The 15,714-nt window shown below is 62.7% G+C and carries 13 protein-coding genes; 6 read left to right on the plus strand and 7 right to left on the minus strand.

The window, feature by feature from the left end; all coding sequences use genetic code 11:
- Nucleotides 1-198 precede the first annotated feature (198 nt).
- From AWB75_RS28920 to acnA, 3 genes are read left to right on the plus strand one after another with little or no spacing between them, the layout of a single operon-like run.
- Nucleotides 199-717, plus strand: coding sequence for a hypothetical protein (locus AWB75_RS28920; protein WP_061127448.1), 519 nt, complete (start codon nucleotides 199-201; stop codon nucleotides 715-717).
- Nucleotides 718-748: 31 nt separating this feature from the next.
- Complete coding sequence (locus AWB75_RS28925) at nucleotides 749-2,200, plus strand: bifunctional 2-methylcitrate dehydratase/aconitate hydratase (protein ID WP_061127449.1); 1,452 nt, start codon at nucleotides 749-751, stop codon at nucleotides 2,198-2,200.
- 39 nt (nucleotides 2,201-2,239) lie between these two features.
- A complete protein-coding gene (acnA, locus tag AWB75_RS28930; protein ID WP_061127450.1) occupies nucleotides 2,240-4,945 on the plus strand; it encodes an aconitate hydratase AcnA in 2,706 nt (901 codons plus the stop codon).
- Between the two features lie 77 nt (nucleotides 4,946-5,022).
- Here acnA and AWB75_RS28935 read toward each other — a convergent pair whose 3' ends face one another.
- The gene (locus AWB75_RS28935) at nucleotides 5,023-5,346 is read right to left on the minus strand and encodes a DUF2917 domain-containing protein (protein ID WP_061127496.1); all 324 of its coding nucleotides are present in this window, start codon (nucleotides 5,344-5,346) and stop codon (nucleotides 5,023-5,025) included.
- Nucleotides 5,347-5,647: 301 nt separating this feature from the next.
- Here AWB75_RS28935 and AWB75_RS28940 point away from each other — a divergent pair, with 301 nt between their 5' ends.
- Nucleotides 5,648-7,072 carry an aminotransferase-like domain-containing protein gene (locus AWB75_RS28940; protein ID WP_061127451.1) on the plus strand — a complete coding sequence of 475 codons (1,425 nt, stop codon included), beginning with the start codon at nucleotides 5,648-5,650 and terminating at the stop codon, nucleotides 7,070-7,072.
- A 9-nt stretch (nucleotides 7,073-7,081) separates the two neighbouring features.
- Here the strand turns inward: AWB75_RS28940 and AWB75_RS28945 are convergent, their stop codons facing one another.
- The 4 genes from AWB75_RS28945 to AWB75_RS28965 all read right to left on the minus strand — a co-directional run bounded on the left by AWB75_RS28945 (nucleotide 7,082) and on the right by AWB75_RS28965 (nucleotide 10,364).
- Nucleotides 7,082-7,912, minus strand: a complete 831-nt coding sequence (locus AWB75_RS28945) for an NAD(P)-dependent oxidoreductase (protein ID WP_061127497.1) — start codon at nucleotides 7,910-7,912, stop codon at nucleotides 7,082-7,084.
- Between the two features lie 434 nt (nucleotides 7,913-8,346).
- Complete coding sequence (locus AWB75_RS28955; RefSeq protein WP_061127453.1) at nucleotides 8,347-8,958, minus strand: hypothetical protein; 612 nt, start codon at nucleotides 8,956-8,958, stop codon at nucleotides 8,347-8,349.
- Nucleotides 8,959-8,996: 38 nt separating this feature from the next.
- On the minus strand, nucleotides 8,997-9,770 hold the full coding sequence (locus AWB75_RS28960; protein ID WP_061127454.1) for a molybdopterin-dependent oxidoreductase: 774 nt from the start codon (nucleotides 9,768-9,770) through the stop codon (nucleotides 8,997-8,999).
- A 3-nt stretch (nucleotides 9,771-9,773) separates the two neighbouring features.
- Nucleotides 9,774-10,364 (minus strand): cytochrome b/b6 domain-containing protein, encoded by a 591-nt coding sequence (locus AWB75_RS28965; RefSeq protein ID WP_200823050.1) that lies wholly within the window; start codon nucleotides 10,362-10,364, stop codon nucleotides 9,774-9,776.
- Nucleotides 10,365-10,517: 153 nt separating this feature from the next.
- Here AWB75_RS28965 and AWB75_RS28970 point away from each other — a divergent pair, with 153 nt between their 5' ends.
- Both AWB75_RS28970 and AWB75_RS28975 read left to right on the plus strand, forming a co-directional pair.
- Entirely contained in the window at nucleotides 10,518-11,189 is a 672-nt protein-coding gene (locus AWB75_RS28970) for a heavy metal response regulator transcription factor (protein ID WP_061127456.1), read from the plus strand.
- Entirely contained in the window at nucleotides 11,186-12,592 is a 1,407-nt protein-coding gene (locus AWB75_RS28975) for a heavy metal sensor histidine kinase (protein WP_061127457.1), read from the plus strand. The genes AWB75_RS28970 and AWB75_RS28975 overlap by 4 nt, the downstream gene beginning before the upstream one ends.
- A 6-nt stretch (nucleotides 12,593-12,598) precedes the next feature.
- On the opposite strand, the gene AWB75_RS28980 is transcribed toward AWB75_RS28975, so the two are convergent.
- Together AWB75_RS28980 and AWB75_RS28985 are read right to left on the minus strand one after the other, a co-directional pair.
- The gene (locus tag AWB75_RS28980; RefSeq protein ID WP_061127458.1) at nucleotides 12,599-14,401 is read right to left on the minus strand and encodes an FAD-dependent oxidoreductase; all 1,803 of its coding nucleotides are present in this window, start codon (nucleotides 14,399-14,401) and stop codon (nucleotides 12,599-12,601) included.
- Entirely contained in the window at nucleotides 14,398-15,504 is a 1,107-nt protein-coding gene (locus AWB75_RS28985; RefSeq protein ID WP_407642179.1) for a DedA family protein/thiosulfate sulfurtransferase GlpE, read from the minus strand. Before AWB75_RS28985 ends, AWB75_RS28980 begins: the two co-directional genes overlap by 4 nt.
- Nucleotides 15,505-15,714 lie beyond the last annotated feature (210 nt).

Consider the following 15,714-nt stretch of genomic DNA (forward strand, 5'->3'; position numbering starts at 1 on the left):
GGGCCGCGCACATCATCGAGCAACGCATCGACAACAAGATCATTCGGCCGAGCGCGAATTACACCGGACCGGAGAATTTGAGGTTCATCCCGATAAATAAGCGAAAATAGCAGGCTCCGCGATCGGATTTCGCAGAGCAGAAACCCACGCCGCGCGGCAAACTGTCATTCAACCCCAATGTTTTGAAAGGTTTTTTCGATGAATAAACTTCTGATCGCTGCATTCGCCGGAACGCTGGCAACGACGAGCGTCTTCGTCAGCGCCGACGCCTTCGCCGCGACGGCCACCGATTCGAGCACGAGCAAGGCCACCTCCACGGCCAAGCGTCCTGCCCCGGCTCGCCGCCTGATCAAGCGCAGCCCCAAGGCCGAAGCGGCCGCGGCGGCAAAGGTTGATCCGATCCCGGAAGGTGCAGTGAAATGGGCGTGTAAGGACGGCCAGGCTTTCTACCTGAAAGGCGACATGAAGCGTGACACCATCGTCACGGTGAACTGGGCCAAGAAGGACTACAAGCTTCCCCGTCAGGACACGACGACGGGCGCAGACCGTTTCCATGATCCGGCGTCGGGCATGGACCTGGTCGTGATCCCGTCGAAAGCAATGCTGTTCTCCGACAAGGATTCGTCGCGCCTCGCCGACGAATGCGTAACGCCGGCCATGGCCGCGGGCGCCGCAGCGCCCACCCAGTCGGAACAGCTGATCAAGAACGTGCAATAACTCAGGCAGCACTTACATCAGGAATCATTCGATGTCCGCACCGATCGCCAATGTTCGCCCTGATCCGGACACGGTACTTGTCGATATCGTCGATTACGTTGTCAATTACAACGTCGACAGCACGCTTGCGCTCGAAACGGCGCGCAACTGCCTCATCGACACGCTCGGTTGCGGACTCGAAGCCCTCTCTTATCCCGCCTGCACCAAGCTGATGGGACCCATCGTGCCGGGCACGATCGTCCCCAACGGTGCGAAGGTGCCGGGCACCCAGTTTCAGCTCGACCCGGTTCAGGCCGCGTTCAATATCGGCGCGATGATCCGCTGGCTCGACTTCAACGACACATGGCTCGCAGCCGAATGGGGCCACCCGTCGGATAACCTGGGCGGCATTCTGGCGACCGCCGACTGGCTTTCGCGGAATGCGATCGCATCGGGCAAGAAGCCGCTCACGATGAAAGACGTCCTGATCGCGATGGTCAAGGCGCACGAAATTCAAGGCTGCATCGCGCTGGAGAATTCGTTCAACAAGGTCGGTCTCGATCACGTGCTGCTCGTGAAGCTCGCTTCCACGGCAGTCGTCGGGCAGATGATCGGACTCACGCGCGACGAGCTGATCAACGCAGTATCGCTCGCCTTCGTCGATGGTCATCCGCTGCGCACGTATCGTCACGCGCCGAACACCGGTTCGCGCAAATCGTGGGCCGCCGGCGACGCGACCTCGCGCGCCGTGCGTCTCGCATTGATCGCGAAGACCGGCGAGATGGGGTATCCGTCCGTTCTGACCGCTAAAACGTGGGGCTTTTACGATGTGCTCTTCAAGGGCAACGCGTTCAAGTTCCAGCGCCCGTACGGCTCGTACGTGATGGAAAACGTGCTCTTCAAGATCTCGTTTCCTGCCGAGTTCCACGCGCAGACCGCGGTCGAAGCCGCGATGACGCTGCACGGCAGGCTGAAAGCAGCCGGCAAGAGCGTCGATGACATCGCGAAGATCACAATCCGCACGCACGAAGCGGCGCTTCGCATCATCGACAAGAAAGGGCCGCTGAACAATCCGGCCGACCGCGATCACTGCCTTCAGTACATGATCGCCGTACCGTTGATTCATGGCCGTCTCACCGCCGCCGACTACGAAGATTCGATCGCGCAAGATCCGCGCATCGACGCTTTGCGCGCGAAGATGGAATGCGTGGAAGACACGCACTACACGAAGGATTATCACGACCCGGACAAGCGCTCGATCGCGAACGCGCTGACCGTCGAGTTCAACGACGGCACCAGGCTCGATGAAGTCGCGGTCGAGTATCCGATCGGTCACAAGCGCCGCCGCGCGGACGGCATTCCGCTGCTCGTCGAGAAGTTCAGGACAAACCTCGCGCGGCGATTCCCGCAGAAGCAACAGCAGGCGATCCTCGCGGTATCGCTCGATCAGGCAAGGCTCGAAGCCATGCCGGTCAATGAATATGTCGATCTGTATGTGATTTAGAAGAAGCACTTTCCTCGTCTTAGCCCAAGGAAAATAAACATGGCCCACAATCTCCACAATACGCTCAAGGAATTCGACAGCGGTTCCGGCAAAGGCAAGTTCTACTCGCTGCCGCAACTCGGCGATGCACTGAAGGTCAAGATTCAGCGCCTGCCCGTTTCGATCCGTCTGGTGCTCGAGTCGGTGCTGCGCAACTACGACGGCAAGAAGATCTCCGAGGAGCACATCGAGCAACTCGTCAACTGGAAGCCGAATGCAGCGCGCGTCGATGAGATTCCGTTCGTCGTTGCGCGCGTGGTGCTGCAGGATTTCACCGGCGTGCCGCTTCTCGCCGATATCGCCGCGATGCGTGGCGTCGCGAAGCGCACGGGCAAGGACCCGAAGGCGATCGAGCCGCTCGTGCCGGTCGACCTCGTCGTCGATCACTCGGTGCAGATCGATCACTTCCGTGAGCCGAACGCGCTCGACCTGAACATGAAGCTGGAATTCCAGCGCAACAACGAGCGCTACCAGTTCATGAAGTGGGGCATGCAGGCGTTCGATACGTTCAAGGTCGTGCCGCCGGGCGTCGGCATCGTGCACCAGGTGAACCTCGAATATCTCGCGCGCGGCGTGCACAAGAAGGACGGCGTCTACTATCCGGACACGCTCGTCGGCACGGATTCGCACACGACGATGATCAACGGCATCGGCGTGGTGGGCTGGGGCGTGGGCGGCATCGAAGCGGAAGCGGGCATGCTCGGCCAGCCGGTGTACTTCCTGACGCCGGATGTGGTCGGCGTCGAGCTGAAGGGCAAGCTGCGCGAAGGCTGCACGGCCACCGACCTCGTGCTCACGATCACCGAAATGCTGCGCAAGGAGAAGGTCGTCGGCAAGTTCGTCGAGTTCTTCGGCGAAGGCACGGCGTCGATCGCGGTGCCGGATCGCGCAACCATCGGCAACATGGCGCCCGAGTACGGCGCGACGATGGGCTTCTTCCCCGTCGACGAAAAGACCATCGACTATTTCAAGGGCACCGGCCGCACCGACGCCGAAATCGCCGCGTTCGAGCAGTACTTCAAGGCGCAGAAGCTGTGGGGCGTGCCGAAGGCCGGCGACATCGACTACACCAAGACGCTCACGCTCGATCTCGGCACGGTCGCGCCGTCGCTCGCCGGCCCGAAGCGTCCGCAGGACCGCATCGAAATCGGCAACGTGAAGAGCACGTTCACCGATCTCTTCTCGAAGCCTGTCGGCGAAAACGGCTTCAACAAGAAGCCCGCCGAGCTCGAAGCGAACTACACGACGACCGATGGCGTCAATGTGAAGAATGGCGACGTGCTGATCGCGGCGATCACCTCGTGCACGAACACGTCGAACCCGAGCGTGCTGCTCGCGGCGGGTCTGCTCGCCAAGAAAGCCGTCGAAGCCGGCCTGACCGTTGCACCGCACATCAAGACGTCACTTGCGCCGGGATCGCGCATCGTCACCGAATATCTGACGAAGACGGACCTGCTGAAATACCTCGACCAGCTCGGCTTCACGCTCGCGGCGTACGGCTGCACGACGTGTATCGGCAACGCGGGCGACCTGACGCCGGAACTGAACGACGCGATCACGAAGAACGATATCGTCGCGGCAGCGGTGCTGTCGGGCAACCGTAACTTCGAGGCGCGCATTCACCCGAACATCCGCGCGAACTTCCTGGCCTCGCCGCCGCTCGTCGTCGCGTACGCGATCGCGGGCAACATCACGCGCGACCTCATGACCGAGCCGGTCGGCAAGGGCACGGGCGGCCGCGACATCTACCTCGGCGACATCTGGCCGACGAGCGAGGAAGTGCATGCGCTGCTCAAGTACGCGCTGGACGCGAAGGCGTTCCGCGAGAACTACTCGCAACTCACGAAGGAAGGCGATCTGTGGAGCAAGATCGAAGGCGAAAGCGGTCAGGTGTATGACTGGCCGAAGTCGACGTACATCGCCGAGCCGCCGTTCTTCGGCAGCGATTTTTCGATGAAGCCGGCCGATTCGATCCCCGCCGTGAAAGGCGCACGCGCGCTCGGCATCTTCGGCGATTCGGTGACGACCGACCACATCAGCCCGGCGGGCTCGATCAAGGAAACGTCGCCGGCGGGCGTGTGGCTGAAGGCGAACGGCGTGCAGAAGGCCGACTTCAACAGCTACGGCTCGCGCCGCGGCAACCACGACGTGATGATGCGCGGCACCTTCGCGAACGTGCGGATCAAGAACCTGATGATCCCGGCGAAGGCGGACGGCACGCGCGTCGAAGGCGGCCTGACGATTCATCAGCCGAGCGGCGAACAGCTTTCGATCTACGACGCCGCGATGAAGTACATCGACGCCGGCACGCAGACCGTGATCTTCGCGGGCGAAGAGTATGGCACGGGCTCATCGCGCGACTGGGCGGCGAAGGGCACGCAACTGCTCGGCGTGAAGGCCGTGGTCGCGCGCAGCTTCGAGCGCATCCACCGCTCGAACCTCGTCGGCATGGGCGTGCTGCCGCTGCAGTTCAAGGGCTCCGACAGCGTGCAGTCGCTCAACATCACGGGCGAAGAGACGTACGACATCGAAGGCCTCGGCGACGACTTCAAGCCGCAGCAGGAAGTCACGCTCGTGATCCATCGCAAGGACGGCAAGGAAGATCGCGTGCAGGTGCTGCTGCGCATCGACACGCCGATCGAAGTCGACTACTACAAGCACGGCGGGATTCTGCCGTTCGTGCTGCGCTCGCTGCTCGCGGCGTAAGCAAGCTTTTGCAGGTGACCGCGCTCGAAAGAGCGCGGGAACATTGAACCCGGCCACGGCCGGGTTTTTTTTCGTCTCTACGCTTTGAGGATCGCGATGTGAGCCGATGGCGTCCGGCGCGCGAACCACGCGCGCACGATCTGGCTCAGGCGCTGCGCGCTTCCGCGCGTCGAATCGGAAGCCAGCGAAAACCAGCTCGCGTCCGCCGTCGCGCTGACCCAGATCGTCGTGTACGGCTTCAGTTCGACGGACGCGCCCGCGTTCAGCCAGTGATCGCCGGTCTCGCCTTCGATCGTCAGCCAGAGTTGCCCGCGCTTGACACGCAGCGTCTGCGGCCGATCGATCACCCAGCGGGTCGGCGCATCGCGCCGGTCGAGTTCGAAAGTACGGATCTCACGCATGATGCTGCTCCTCATTGAACCGGTGGCCGCTGTATCGAAGTGACCGCGGCCCTTGAGCGTATTATTCGACCGATTCCGAACACCTTGAATGAACACTTCTGCACAGTTGTGATGGAACTGTTAAGCCGAAACCGCCGAACAGTTTGTGTAGGAGTGTCAGGTGTGTACACTATAAAAACAGCGCGGATAGCCATCTGGACAGGCTTGACGGCGGTTTTCGGATGCGTTCGAATGCCGTCATGACACCGGCGAACAGCGAAATCAAACTGTTCACCCATCCCGACCGAACACTTAAAACACGATGAACGCACTTCCGCTTCACATCGACGGCGGCACCGGCGTGCCGTTGACCGAGCAGATCGTCAGCCAGATCGAGGCGATGATCCGCTCGCGCCGCGTGCTGGCGGGCGCCAAGCTGCCGTCGATCCGTCAGTTGGCCGCCGAACAGCGCATCAGCCGCTTTCCGGTCATCGAGGCGTACGACCGCCTCGCGTCGCGCGGGCTGATTCAGCCGAAACACGGCTCGGGCTTTTACGTAGCGGACCACGTCGAGGAACGCGACAGCAAAACGAGTAACTGCGATCCGCGCCTCGCGGAAGAGGAATCGAATCAGATCCTTCAGCAGTTCAACTACCCCGGCGAGACGCTCAAGCTGTCGAGCGGATTCGTGCCCGAAGCCTGGCGCGACGTGGACGGACTCACGCAGGCGATCCGCCAGGTGTCGCGCATCGATGTGTCGAGCGTGGTCGACTACGCCCTTCCCCACGGCGACACCAATCTGCGCCAGCAGATAGCCATGCGCATCAATGCGCTCGGCATCGACGCCGATCTGCCGAACGTGATGATGACGAGTGGCGCGAGCCAGGCGTTCGATCTCATCGTGCGCTACATGCTGAAGCCGGGCGATACGGTGTTCGTCGAAGATCCCGGTTACTACAATCTTTTCGGCCTGCTGAAGCTGCAGGGCGTGCGGCTCGTCGGCGTGCCGCGCCTCGCGAACGGACCGGATGTGGATGTCGCCGAGGCATTGCTCAAGCAGCATCAGCCGAAGCTTTTCTTCCTCAACACCGTGTTCCAGAACCCGACCGCGACCAACATCGCGCCGCAGGTCGCGTTCAAGCTGCTGCGGCTCGCGACGCAGCACGGCTTCACCATCGTCGAAGACGACATTTATGCCGACTTCCAAGCCGTGCCGACGCAACGGCTCGCATCGCTCGACCAGCTCGATCGCGTGATCTACGTCGGCGGATTGTCGAAGACCTTGTCGTCGTCGCTGCGCATCGGCTATCTCGTGGCGAATCGCGAGCTCGTCAAGAATCTCGTCGACGTGAAGGTGCTGACGAGCCTCGGCGGCTCGCGTTTCGCGGAGAGCGTCGCGGCAAGCCTGCTCGAACGCGGCACGTATCGCAAGTATCTGGAGCGATTGCGCAAGCGCGTGCGCGATTCGCTGTCGAGCGCGGTGCAGACGCTCGAAGCACACGGCTGGGACGTATTCGACGAGCCGAGCGGCGGCAACTTCGTCTGGGCGAAAGTGCCGGGCATCGACGATTCGGCCGTGCTCGTCGATGAAGCCCTGAAGTTCGGCGTGACGCTCGCGCCTGGCAGCTACTGCCGTCCGAACGGCGAAGCGTGTCCGTGGGTGCGTATCAATTCGGCCTATGCGGGCGACCGGCGCGCGACGCGCTTCTTCGAGCACATGCAGGAAACGGCTATTACCCGCGTGTAGCGTCGCTCATCAGGCACGTCGGTTGAAGAAGCGTTCGAGCGCACCCGTCGCGTCTTTGTCATTCGCCAGTCGCGCGTACAGCCCCGCCGCGCCTTCGTAGATGCGATGCTCGGCGAACTCGTCGCCGATGAACTGCGCGATCTCTTCCATCTCCGCGACCCAGCGATACGCCTTCGGCGGCATCTTCGGCACATTGCCCGCGAGCCACGCGGCAAGCGCGGGCTGGCTTTCCGCAAGTTCGGCGACGAGCGCGTCGCCTGCGCCGTTGCGCATCGCGGCGAGCGACATGGCCGAGCCGAGCGCCGTCAATCCCTTCGTGATGCCCGCATACGACATCTTGAGCGCGGATGCCGCGCCGATGGGACCATCGAGCACACGCACGACGAGGCCGGCATCGGCGAGCACCTGTGCGCGATGCGCGTGCGGCCCCGACATGTAGAACTTCGGCGACGAAGGCGCGCCGATGATCGCGCCATCCACGAACGGCGTGCCCGTCGGTGCAAGCGTGCGTTCGATCTTGCCGGCAGTATCGGGATTGATCGCGTTGCAGTCGACATAGACGGGACGCACGCTTGCGCGTCCAAGCACGGGCGCCATCCGTTCAGCGGTCTCGATTGCAACCGCGGGCGGCACGATCGACAGCATGAACTCGCAGGCGGCCAGTGCTTCGAGGCTCGCCTCTTCCATGCCGGCTTCGCGTGCGCGCACCGCGCTCGCGCTGCTGCGGCCTTCGAGCGATGTCAGCACGCGCGCGCCCGCTTGCGTCAAAGCGCGTCCGATGGCCGATCCCATGCTGCCCGCGCCGAGCAACGCGACAGTCGGTTGATTCGATCGAGTCACTTGCACGCTCCGTGTGGTCGAGAAGGAAACACAGAATACGCCTGCGAGCAGGAAGGCGCTCGCGTCATTCGCTTTCGTCGCTTACGGAGGTACGCGGTTTCCAAAGTGCATCGAGGCGCCTCAGCATGTCCTGCCCTTTCTGCGTCAGAAGCGGCATCGGATCGCCGGTCCGCAGGCGTCTGATCTCGATGAGCGCTTCTCGTCGAAGATGCGTCGTGCTCTGCCCGAAGAGTTCGACTTGGTGAGGCGAGCGTTGAACCAGCAAGAGGGTGGGCTATGTTATTTTTTTCGCGTGTTACGCCGTTACACTCTCGAAACTGGCACTTATTGCAAGATGCTTTCGTTCGAATTTCTATTCGACATCCTTATCAACTGCGAAGATAACAAAACGCCCGCCGGCATCGCTCCGGCGGGCGCAAGCAAAGCGCGATCAATTACATCGGCGGCGCGACGCCATCCTTCTCCACGACGATGCGCTGCGCCGCGAAGTCCGATCCCGCCGGGCTCGCGACGACGAACACCTTCTTGCCAGGCTTCAAATCGTCGTGCGTCGCGGGCGCGAAGGTTACGACAGGCACGTTCTCCGGCACCGTCACCGCATTCGATCCGCCCTTGTACGAAAGCTTCAGATCGCGCCCGCTCGTGCCCTGCACGACCTGATCGACGTTCGCGTTGGTCATCGAACTCTGCGGACCGAGGTCCCATGCATAGTGACCTTCGCCCGTGCCGCGCGCGGCTTCGGGAAACACGAGCACTTCGGTCGCGGTGAGCTTGCCGTCGGTGCCGGTGGTCGCGGCCGTGCCGACGAACGAGCCCGGCTTGATGTCCTGCAGCTTGATGTTCTTCAGCGCGGTCACCGGCGTATCGGCCTTGACGGCGATCTTCACCGTGTCGCCGCTGCGTCGATGGACGGTGAGCGTATCGCCGGACAGCGACACGATATCGCCACGAATGCGCGCCGGCTTTGCAGCGGGCGTCTGAGCGAAGGCGGCGGAAGCGAGTGCCAGCGTCACGATGCTGACGCCGAGTTTCATGCGAATCGACATGCGTTCTCCTTTCGATGGATGTAAAGCGAAGTAGTGGATTACGAACCGCCGAACCAGTTGTAGCCCTGGTTCTCCCAGTAACCGCCGGGATAGTCGTTCGTCACGGTGATCGCGACGATATGCTTCGGATTCTTGTAGCCGAGCTTGGTCGGCATGCGCAGCTTCATCGGAAAGCCGTATTTCGGCGGCAGGATCTGGCCGTCGTAGGTGAGCGTGAGCAACGTCTGAGCGTGCAATGCGGTCGGCATGTCGATGCTCGTCGAGTAGTTGTCGGCGCAGTGAAAGGCCACGTATTTCGCGCTCGTATCGGCGCCTGCAAGTGCCAGAAAACGCGCGAAGCGCACACCGCCCCACTTGCCGATCGCGCTCCAGCCTTCGATGCAGATATGCCGCGTCACCTGGCTTACCTGCGGCATCGCGTGCAGTTCGTCGAGCGTCCAGACGCGCTTGCCTTTCACGAGTCCGCCGACTTCCAGCTTGTAAGTCGACGGATCGACTTCCGGCACTTGGTCGATGTCATAGAACGCGTTGAACGGAAACGGCCGCGTGATCATCGATTCGGAATACGTCGGCGCGAGCTTGTTCGGGTCGAACAGCAGCGCCTGCACGTCGTCGTTGAGGAATGAAATGCGGCGCAGCATCGCGTTGACGGACTTGTCGTCGGTGATATTGCAGCCCGATAACATCGCGAGCCCTCCGAGCGAAAGCATGCGCTTGCCGAATAGACGGCGCGCCGGGGCCTTCAATTCCTTCGCGGCATCCTTGATGATGAGTTCGGCATCCGGTCTCGATTTGAATAGCTTGAGCGACATGGCTTAACGACCTCGAATCATCAACACGAGCGAGCGCGGCACGAGCGCGACCATCGCGATATGCACGACGAAGAACGCCACCAGAAAGCTCATGCCGAAGAAGTGCACGACGCGCGCGCTGTCATAACCGCCCATCAGCGTGCGCAGCAAGGGAAACTGCACGGACTTCCACACCGCGAGTCCCGACAGAATCACGATCACGATGTCCACGATCACCGCGAGATAAGCGAACTTTTGTACGGCGTTGTAGTGCGTGAGATCGTCGTGACCGAGCTTGCCGCGCAGCGCGTCGAACGCATCGATGAAGACGCTTTTGATCGACAGCGGAAACATGCGGCGGCGAAAACGGCCGGTGACGAGATTCATCGCGAGATAGACGATGAAGTTCGCGACCAGCAGCCACATCGCGGCGAAATGCCATTGCAGCGCGCCGCCGAGCCAGCCGCCCAGCGTGATAGCGGGCGAGAAAGTAATCGATCTGAATATCGGCGATGCGTTGTAGATCTGCCAGCCGCTTGTCACCATGATCAACACGGCGAACGCGTAGAGCCAGTGCGTGATGCGCAGCCAAAGCGGTTGTACTTGCACATGCATTTGCAGATAGCCTCGCATATGGGATGACGATGGGCATGTTAGCGGCGCGGCGCTGATCGATCGATGACCTCTCGATGACTTTTTTGTCATCTTTCGCGGGACGTGCAGCGGCTCTGGCTAGAATGTCAGCAATTCATCGAACGCTGCGCCAGCATGACCATCCTCGTAATCGAAGACGACCGCAAGACCGGCGACTACCTGAAAAAGGGGCTCATCGAGTCCGGCTATCAGGTCGAACTCGTGCGCAACGGTACGGATGGACTGCATCAGGCGCTCGCGAACAACTACGAGCTGATCGTGCTCGACGTGATGCTGCCCGGCATCGACGGCTGGCAGATCATGTCGGCCTTGCGCGCGAAACGTGACTTGCCTGTCATCTTTCTCACGGCGCGCGATCACGTGACGGACCGCATTCACGGATTGGAACTCGGCGCGGACGACTATCTCGTCAAGCCTTTCTCCTTCACGGAACTCGTGCTGCGTATCCGCACGCTGCTGCGGCGCGGCGTGATGCGCGAATCGGACACGTTTCAGGTCGCGGATCTTCATGTCGATGTCCTGCGCCGCAAAGTGACGCGCAAAGGCATGGATATCGCGCTGACGAACAAGGAGTTCGCGCTGCTGCATCTCTTTTGCAAGCATCAGGGCGAAGCGCTTTCGCGCACGCTGATCGCATCGGAAGTGTGGGACATGAATTTCGACAGCGACACCAATGTCGTCGATGTCGCGATAAAGCGCCTGCGCGCGAAGATCGACAATCCGTTCGACCTGAAGCTGATTCACACGGTGCGCAGCATCGGCTATTCGTTCGGGGAGAATCCTTGAACCGGCCTTCGCGTTCGCTTGCAGTACGCATCGCGTTATCGTTCGTGGTGATCGTGTGCGTCGTCGTGGGCATGGTCGGCGCATCGCTGTATCACGCGACGAATCTCGCGCTGTCCACGCGGGCGGATTATCAATTGATCGGACGCGTCGAGCATTTTCGTTCGCTGCTGCACGATCTCTACACGATCAAGGAAATCGAAGCGCGCCCCCGCCTCTTCGAAACGATGCTCGGCGACCGGCAGGACGTCATCATCTTTCGCCGCGCGGGCGCCGCGCCTTTCATCAATGTGAATCCCGAGCAGATGCCGCTGCCGCCGTTGAAGGCCGTGCCGGTGACGCGTCCCATCGGGCTCGACGACCTCTACGAAGGCACGCGCGCGGATGGCGTGCGCATGCGCTGGCTCGGCGCGCAGGCGCGTATCGGTGAAAGCGGCGAGGTCGTGGAGATCATCGCGGCTCACGTGATGACGCAGGAAGCGCACGTGTTGTCGACGTATCTGGTGCGCGTGTGGATCAACGTGATCGGCGCGGTGCTCGTCACGCTGCTGCTCGCCTGGTGGGTCACGAGCCGGGGGCTGAAGCCGCTCAGATCGATGGCCGACAAAGCCGCGGAGATCACGCCGAACCAGTTGTCGTCACGGCTCGATGTCGCGCATGCGCCCGCGGAATTGCAGAGTCTCGCCGCTTCGTTCAATGCGATGCTCGATCGTCTGGAGCACGGCTACGAGCGTCTGCTGCAATTCTCCGCCGATCTCGCGCATGAGTTGCGCACGCCCATCGGCGTGTTGATCGGCGAGACGCAGGTGACGCTCGCGCATGAGCGCGGCGTCGCGGAATATCGTAGCGTGCTCGAATCGAATCTGGAGGAACTGGAGCGGCTCGCGCGCATCGCGCAGAACATTCTCTTTCTCGCGCAGGCCGATCACGGGCCGCAACGCATCGAGCGCGAGCGGCTCGATATCCGCGAGGAGGTCGAAACCATTGGCGCTTACTTCGAAGGCATCGCTGACGAGCGCCGCATCACGTTCGAGATCGACGCCAACGGCGAGATGCTCGCGAATCCGATCATGTGCCGCAGAGCGATCGGCAATGTCGTCGTCAATGCGGTGCGTTATGCGGCGACGGGGACCGTCGTGCGCCTGAGCGGGCACGCGGACGAAGAAGGCGCGCGCATCGTCGTGGGAAATCATGGCGCGCGCATCGCACAGGAAGAGCTCGAAAAGCTCTTCGACCGCTTTTATCGCGGCGATGCGGCGCGCAGCGAGTTCACCGAATCGAGCGGGCTCGGCTTATCGATCGTGCAGGCGATCATGCGTCTGCATGGCGGCAGCGCGTCCGCCACATGCACGCAAGATGGATGGATCGAATTCACGCTGCACTTTCCGTCCGCTCACGTGACCTGACCGGCATTACCGCGCCGGCACACTCAAAGCCTCGCGCTTCGCCAGCAGCCCATGAATCTGCGCGACGACCGCCGCGCCTTCGCCCACCGCAGCCGCGACGCGCTTGGTCGAACTGGAGCGCACGTCGCCGATTGCGAACACGCCCGGCACGCTCGTTTCGAGCGCGAGCACGCCTTGCGTGCGCCCTTCGTGCGCCTCGGGACCGGTCAGCACGAAACCCTTGCCATCGACATTCACGTTGCAATTGCGCAGCCAGTCGGTGTTCGGGTCCGCGCCGGTGAAGAGAAACAGATGCCGCGAATCAATCGTGAGCGGACCGTCGGGCGTCTTGCAGTTGACGGCGGTGAGCGCGCGGCCATCGCCATCGAGCGAGGTGATCTGCGTATGCGTGCGCACCGTCACGTTCGGCAAGGAGCCGATGCGCTCCACCAGATAATGCGACATGCTCGCCGCGAGCCCCGCGCCGCGAATCAGCACGTGTACGTGCTTCGCGTGCGAAGCCAGATACACGACCGCCTGTCCCGCCGAATTGCCGCCGCCGACGAGCACGACTTCCGCGTTCTTGCACAGCTTCGCCTCGACCGGCGACGCCCAGTAGTACGTGCCGTGCCCTTCATAACGCTCGAGTCCGGCGATGTCCGGCCGCCGATACGCCGCGCCCGACGCGATCACGACCGTCTGCGTCGTCACGCGCGTGCCGTTTTCCAGCTCGATCTGAATCGGATTGCAGTCGCAGTGCAGCGCCTTGATCTTCGTCGGAATCGCGATATGCGCGCCGAACTTCTGCGCCTGCACGAATGCGCGACCGGCGAGCGCCTGGCCGGAGATGCCCGTCGGAAAACCGAGATAGTTCTCGATGCGCGAGCTCGCGCCCGCCTGCCCGCCCGGCGCGCGGCAATCGAACACCGCCACCGACAGGCCTTCCGACGCCGCATACACCGCCGTCGCGAGACCGGCCGGCCCCGCGCCGACGATCGCCACATCGTAGATATGCGCCGGATCGAACTCGGGCAGCCAGCCGAGTTGCGTCGCGATCTGATTTTCGTCGGGCGCGCGCAGCACCGTGCCGTCCGGACAGATGACGAGCGGAAAATCGGAGGTCGATGCCGAGATGCGTTCGAGCAGCGCAATGGCGTCGGGATCGGTGCAGGCGTCGATCACCGTATGCGGATAACCGTTGCGCCGCAAAAAGCTTTGTAGCGACACGAGGTGGCCATCGTCCGACTGGCCGAGCAGCACCGGGCCACTGCCTTTTTCGATGAGCCCGACGCGCCGCAGGATCAGCGCGCGCATGATGCGCTCGCCCAGTTCGGCTTCCGCGACGAGCAGCGCACGCAGACGTTCCGGCGGAATCACGATGCCGTCGACGTCCTCGGCGGCCAGGCCATCGACGAGACATGGCTTGCCCGAAAGCTGCGCCACTTCGGCCAGAAAATGCCCCGGCCCGTGCTCGACGACGAGATGCTCCTGCCCGAGCGCATTGCGCCGCGTGACTCGCACGAGCCCGGCGAGCACGATCACCATGCCGCGGCCGGTTTCGCCCGTGCGAAACATCCACTCGCCGCGACGCCAGTGCGCCGCGGTGCCGAAGCGGCTCATGCGCTCGATTTCGCTGTCCGTCAGGCGCGGAAACATCTGATGCGCGCGCGTTTCGAGCGGCGAGAACGGCGCGCTTTCATCGGTTGCGATCGGAGGAGCGGCAGGCGTCGGCACGACATTCGGGTTCGGACTTTCGATAGGCTCGCGCGCACTCCACGCGACGACATTCGGCATGCCTTGTCCGTACTCGCCATTGGGGGTGGTGCTCATGCACGATCTCCGTGTGGAAAACCCGCTTCATGAAGGGATGCCGAACCCGCCGAGCCCGCCGATGCCGCCGATGCCGAGGCTTTCACCGGCCACGGGCACATCGCGGCCATTTCGGCGACTTCCTCGGGCGTCGTCGCCACGAGCTCGCCGAACTCGGTCAGCGTCGCGACATCGAAACCGGCGAGCCGCCAGGCGTCGAGCCCGCCGGTGAGCGGCACGACGTCGCGAAAACCCGCGTTGCGCATCGTCTTCGCCATCCACGCCGCCGATACCTCGTTCGGGCACGAACAATAGATGACGACCTTGCGCGACTTGTCGTAGCTTTCGATGATGTTCGCGAGATCGCGCTCGTCGGCGAAGAGCGAGCCGGGAATCGTCTGCGGATCGAGCATGCGCTTTTCCGGCGAACGGATATCGAAGATGACGGGCAGCGGCTCGTCGTTCATCAGCGCATAAAGCTCGTCCACGCTGATGCGCGCCTTCTCCAGCGTCGCCATGAGCGCGCGGCGGCGCCACCAGCGATAGACGACATAGACCGCGAGCAGCGCGGCGACGACCATCACCGCCTGGCGGCCGAGCTGCGAGATCATCGCGAACACCATTTCCAGTTGCGCCGCGAAGATCACGCCGACGGTCAGTCCGACCGCGCCCCACAACGCGATGCCCGCGCCGTCGTGCGCGATGAAGCTGCGCAGGCGCACGCCCATCGCGCCCGCGAGCGGGACGGAGACGAGCGACAGGCCGGGGATGAACTTCGCGACCAGCAGCACGCGCACGCCCCAGCGGCCGAAGAAGCGCTCGGTCTTTTTCACGCAAGTGTCGCGTGAGAGGGACAGCTTGCAGATGGTCTTGAGCGTCTTGTCGCCGTACTTGCGCCCGCCCTGAAACCAGACGAGATCGCCGAGCACGCCGCCCGCCACCGCGACGCACAGCACGCCGGCGAGCGGCGGCCAGAACGCGCCGCCGTCGACCGCCATCAGCGCGATGGACGCGCCGACGATGATCATCGTCGGCATCGCGGGCACGGGCAGCCCGAGCGCCGAGCCCATTACGTTGACGAAAACGATCGCCGGGCCGAATCGATCGACTAGCTGATGCAACAACATGGGAAATCTCCCGCGCGGGAAGGTGTATTCGCGAAGACGACGGGAAGCGCGCCGCCGGATTGGGTCAGCGGCGCGGCGAAGGCGCAAGAAGCACGAAAGCGAGCGAGATACGAGCTTGCCACCGCCCGTGGTTCAACGCGGTGCACGCGGCGCCAGGCCGACGTTCGTCACATTTAAGAGATAAGTGTAGCCCGGAAATGCGAATGC

Source organism: Caballeronia catudaia (assembly GCF_001544755.2).
Lineage (GTDB): Bacteria > Pseudomonadota > Gammaproteobacteria > Burkholderiales > Burkholderiaceae > Caballeronia > Caballeronia catudaia.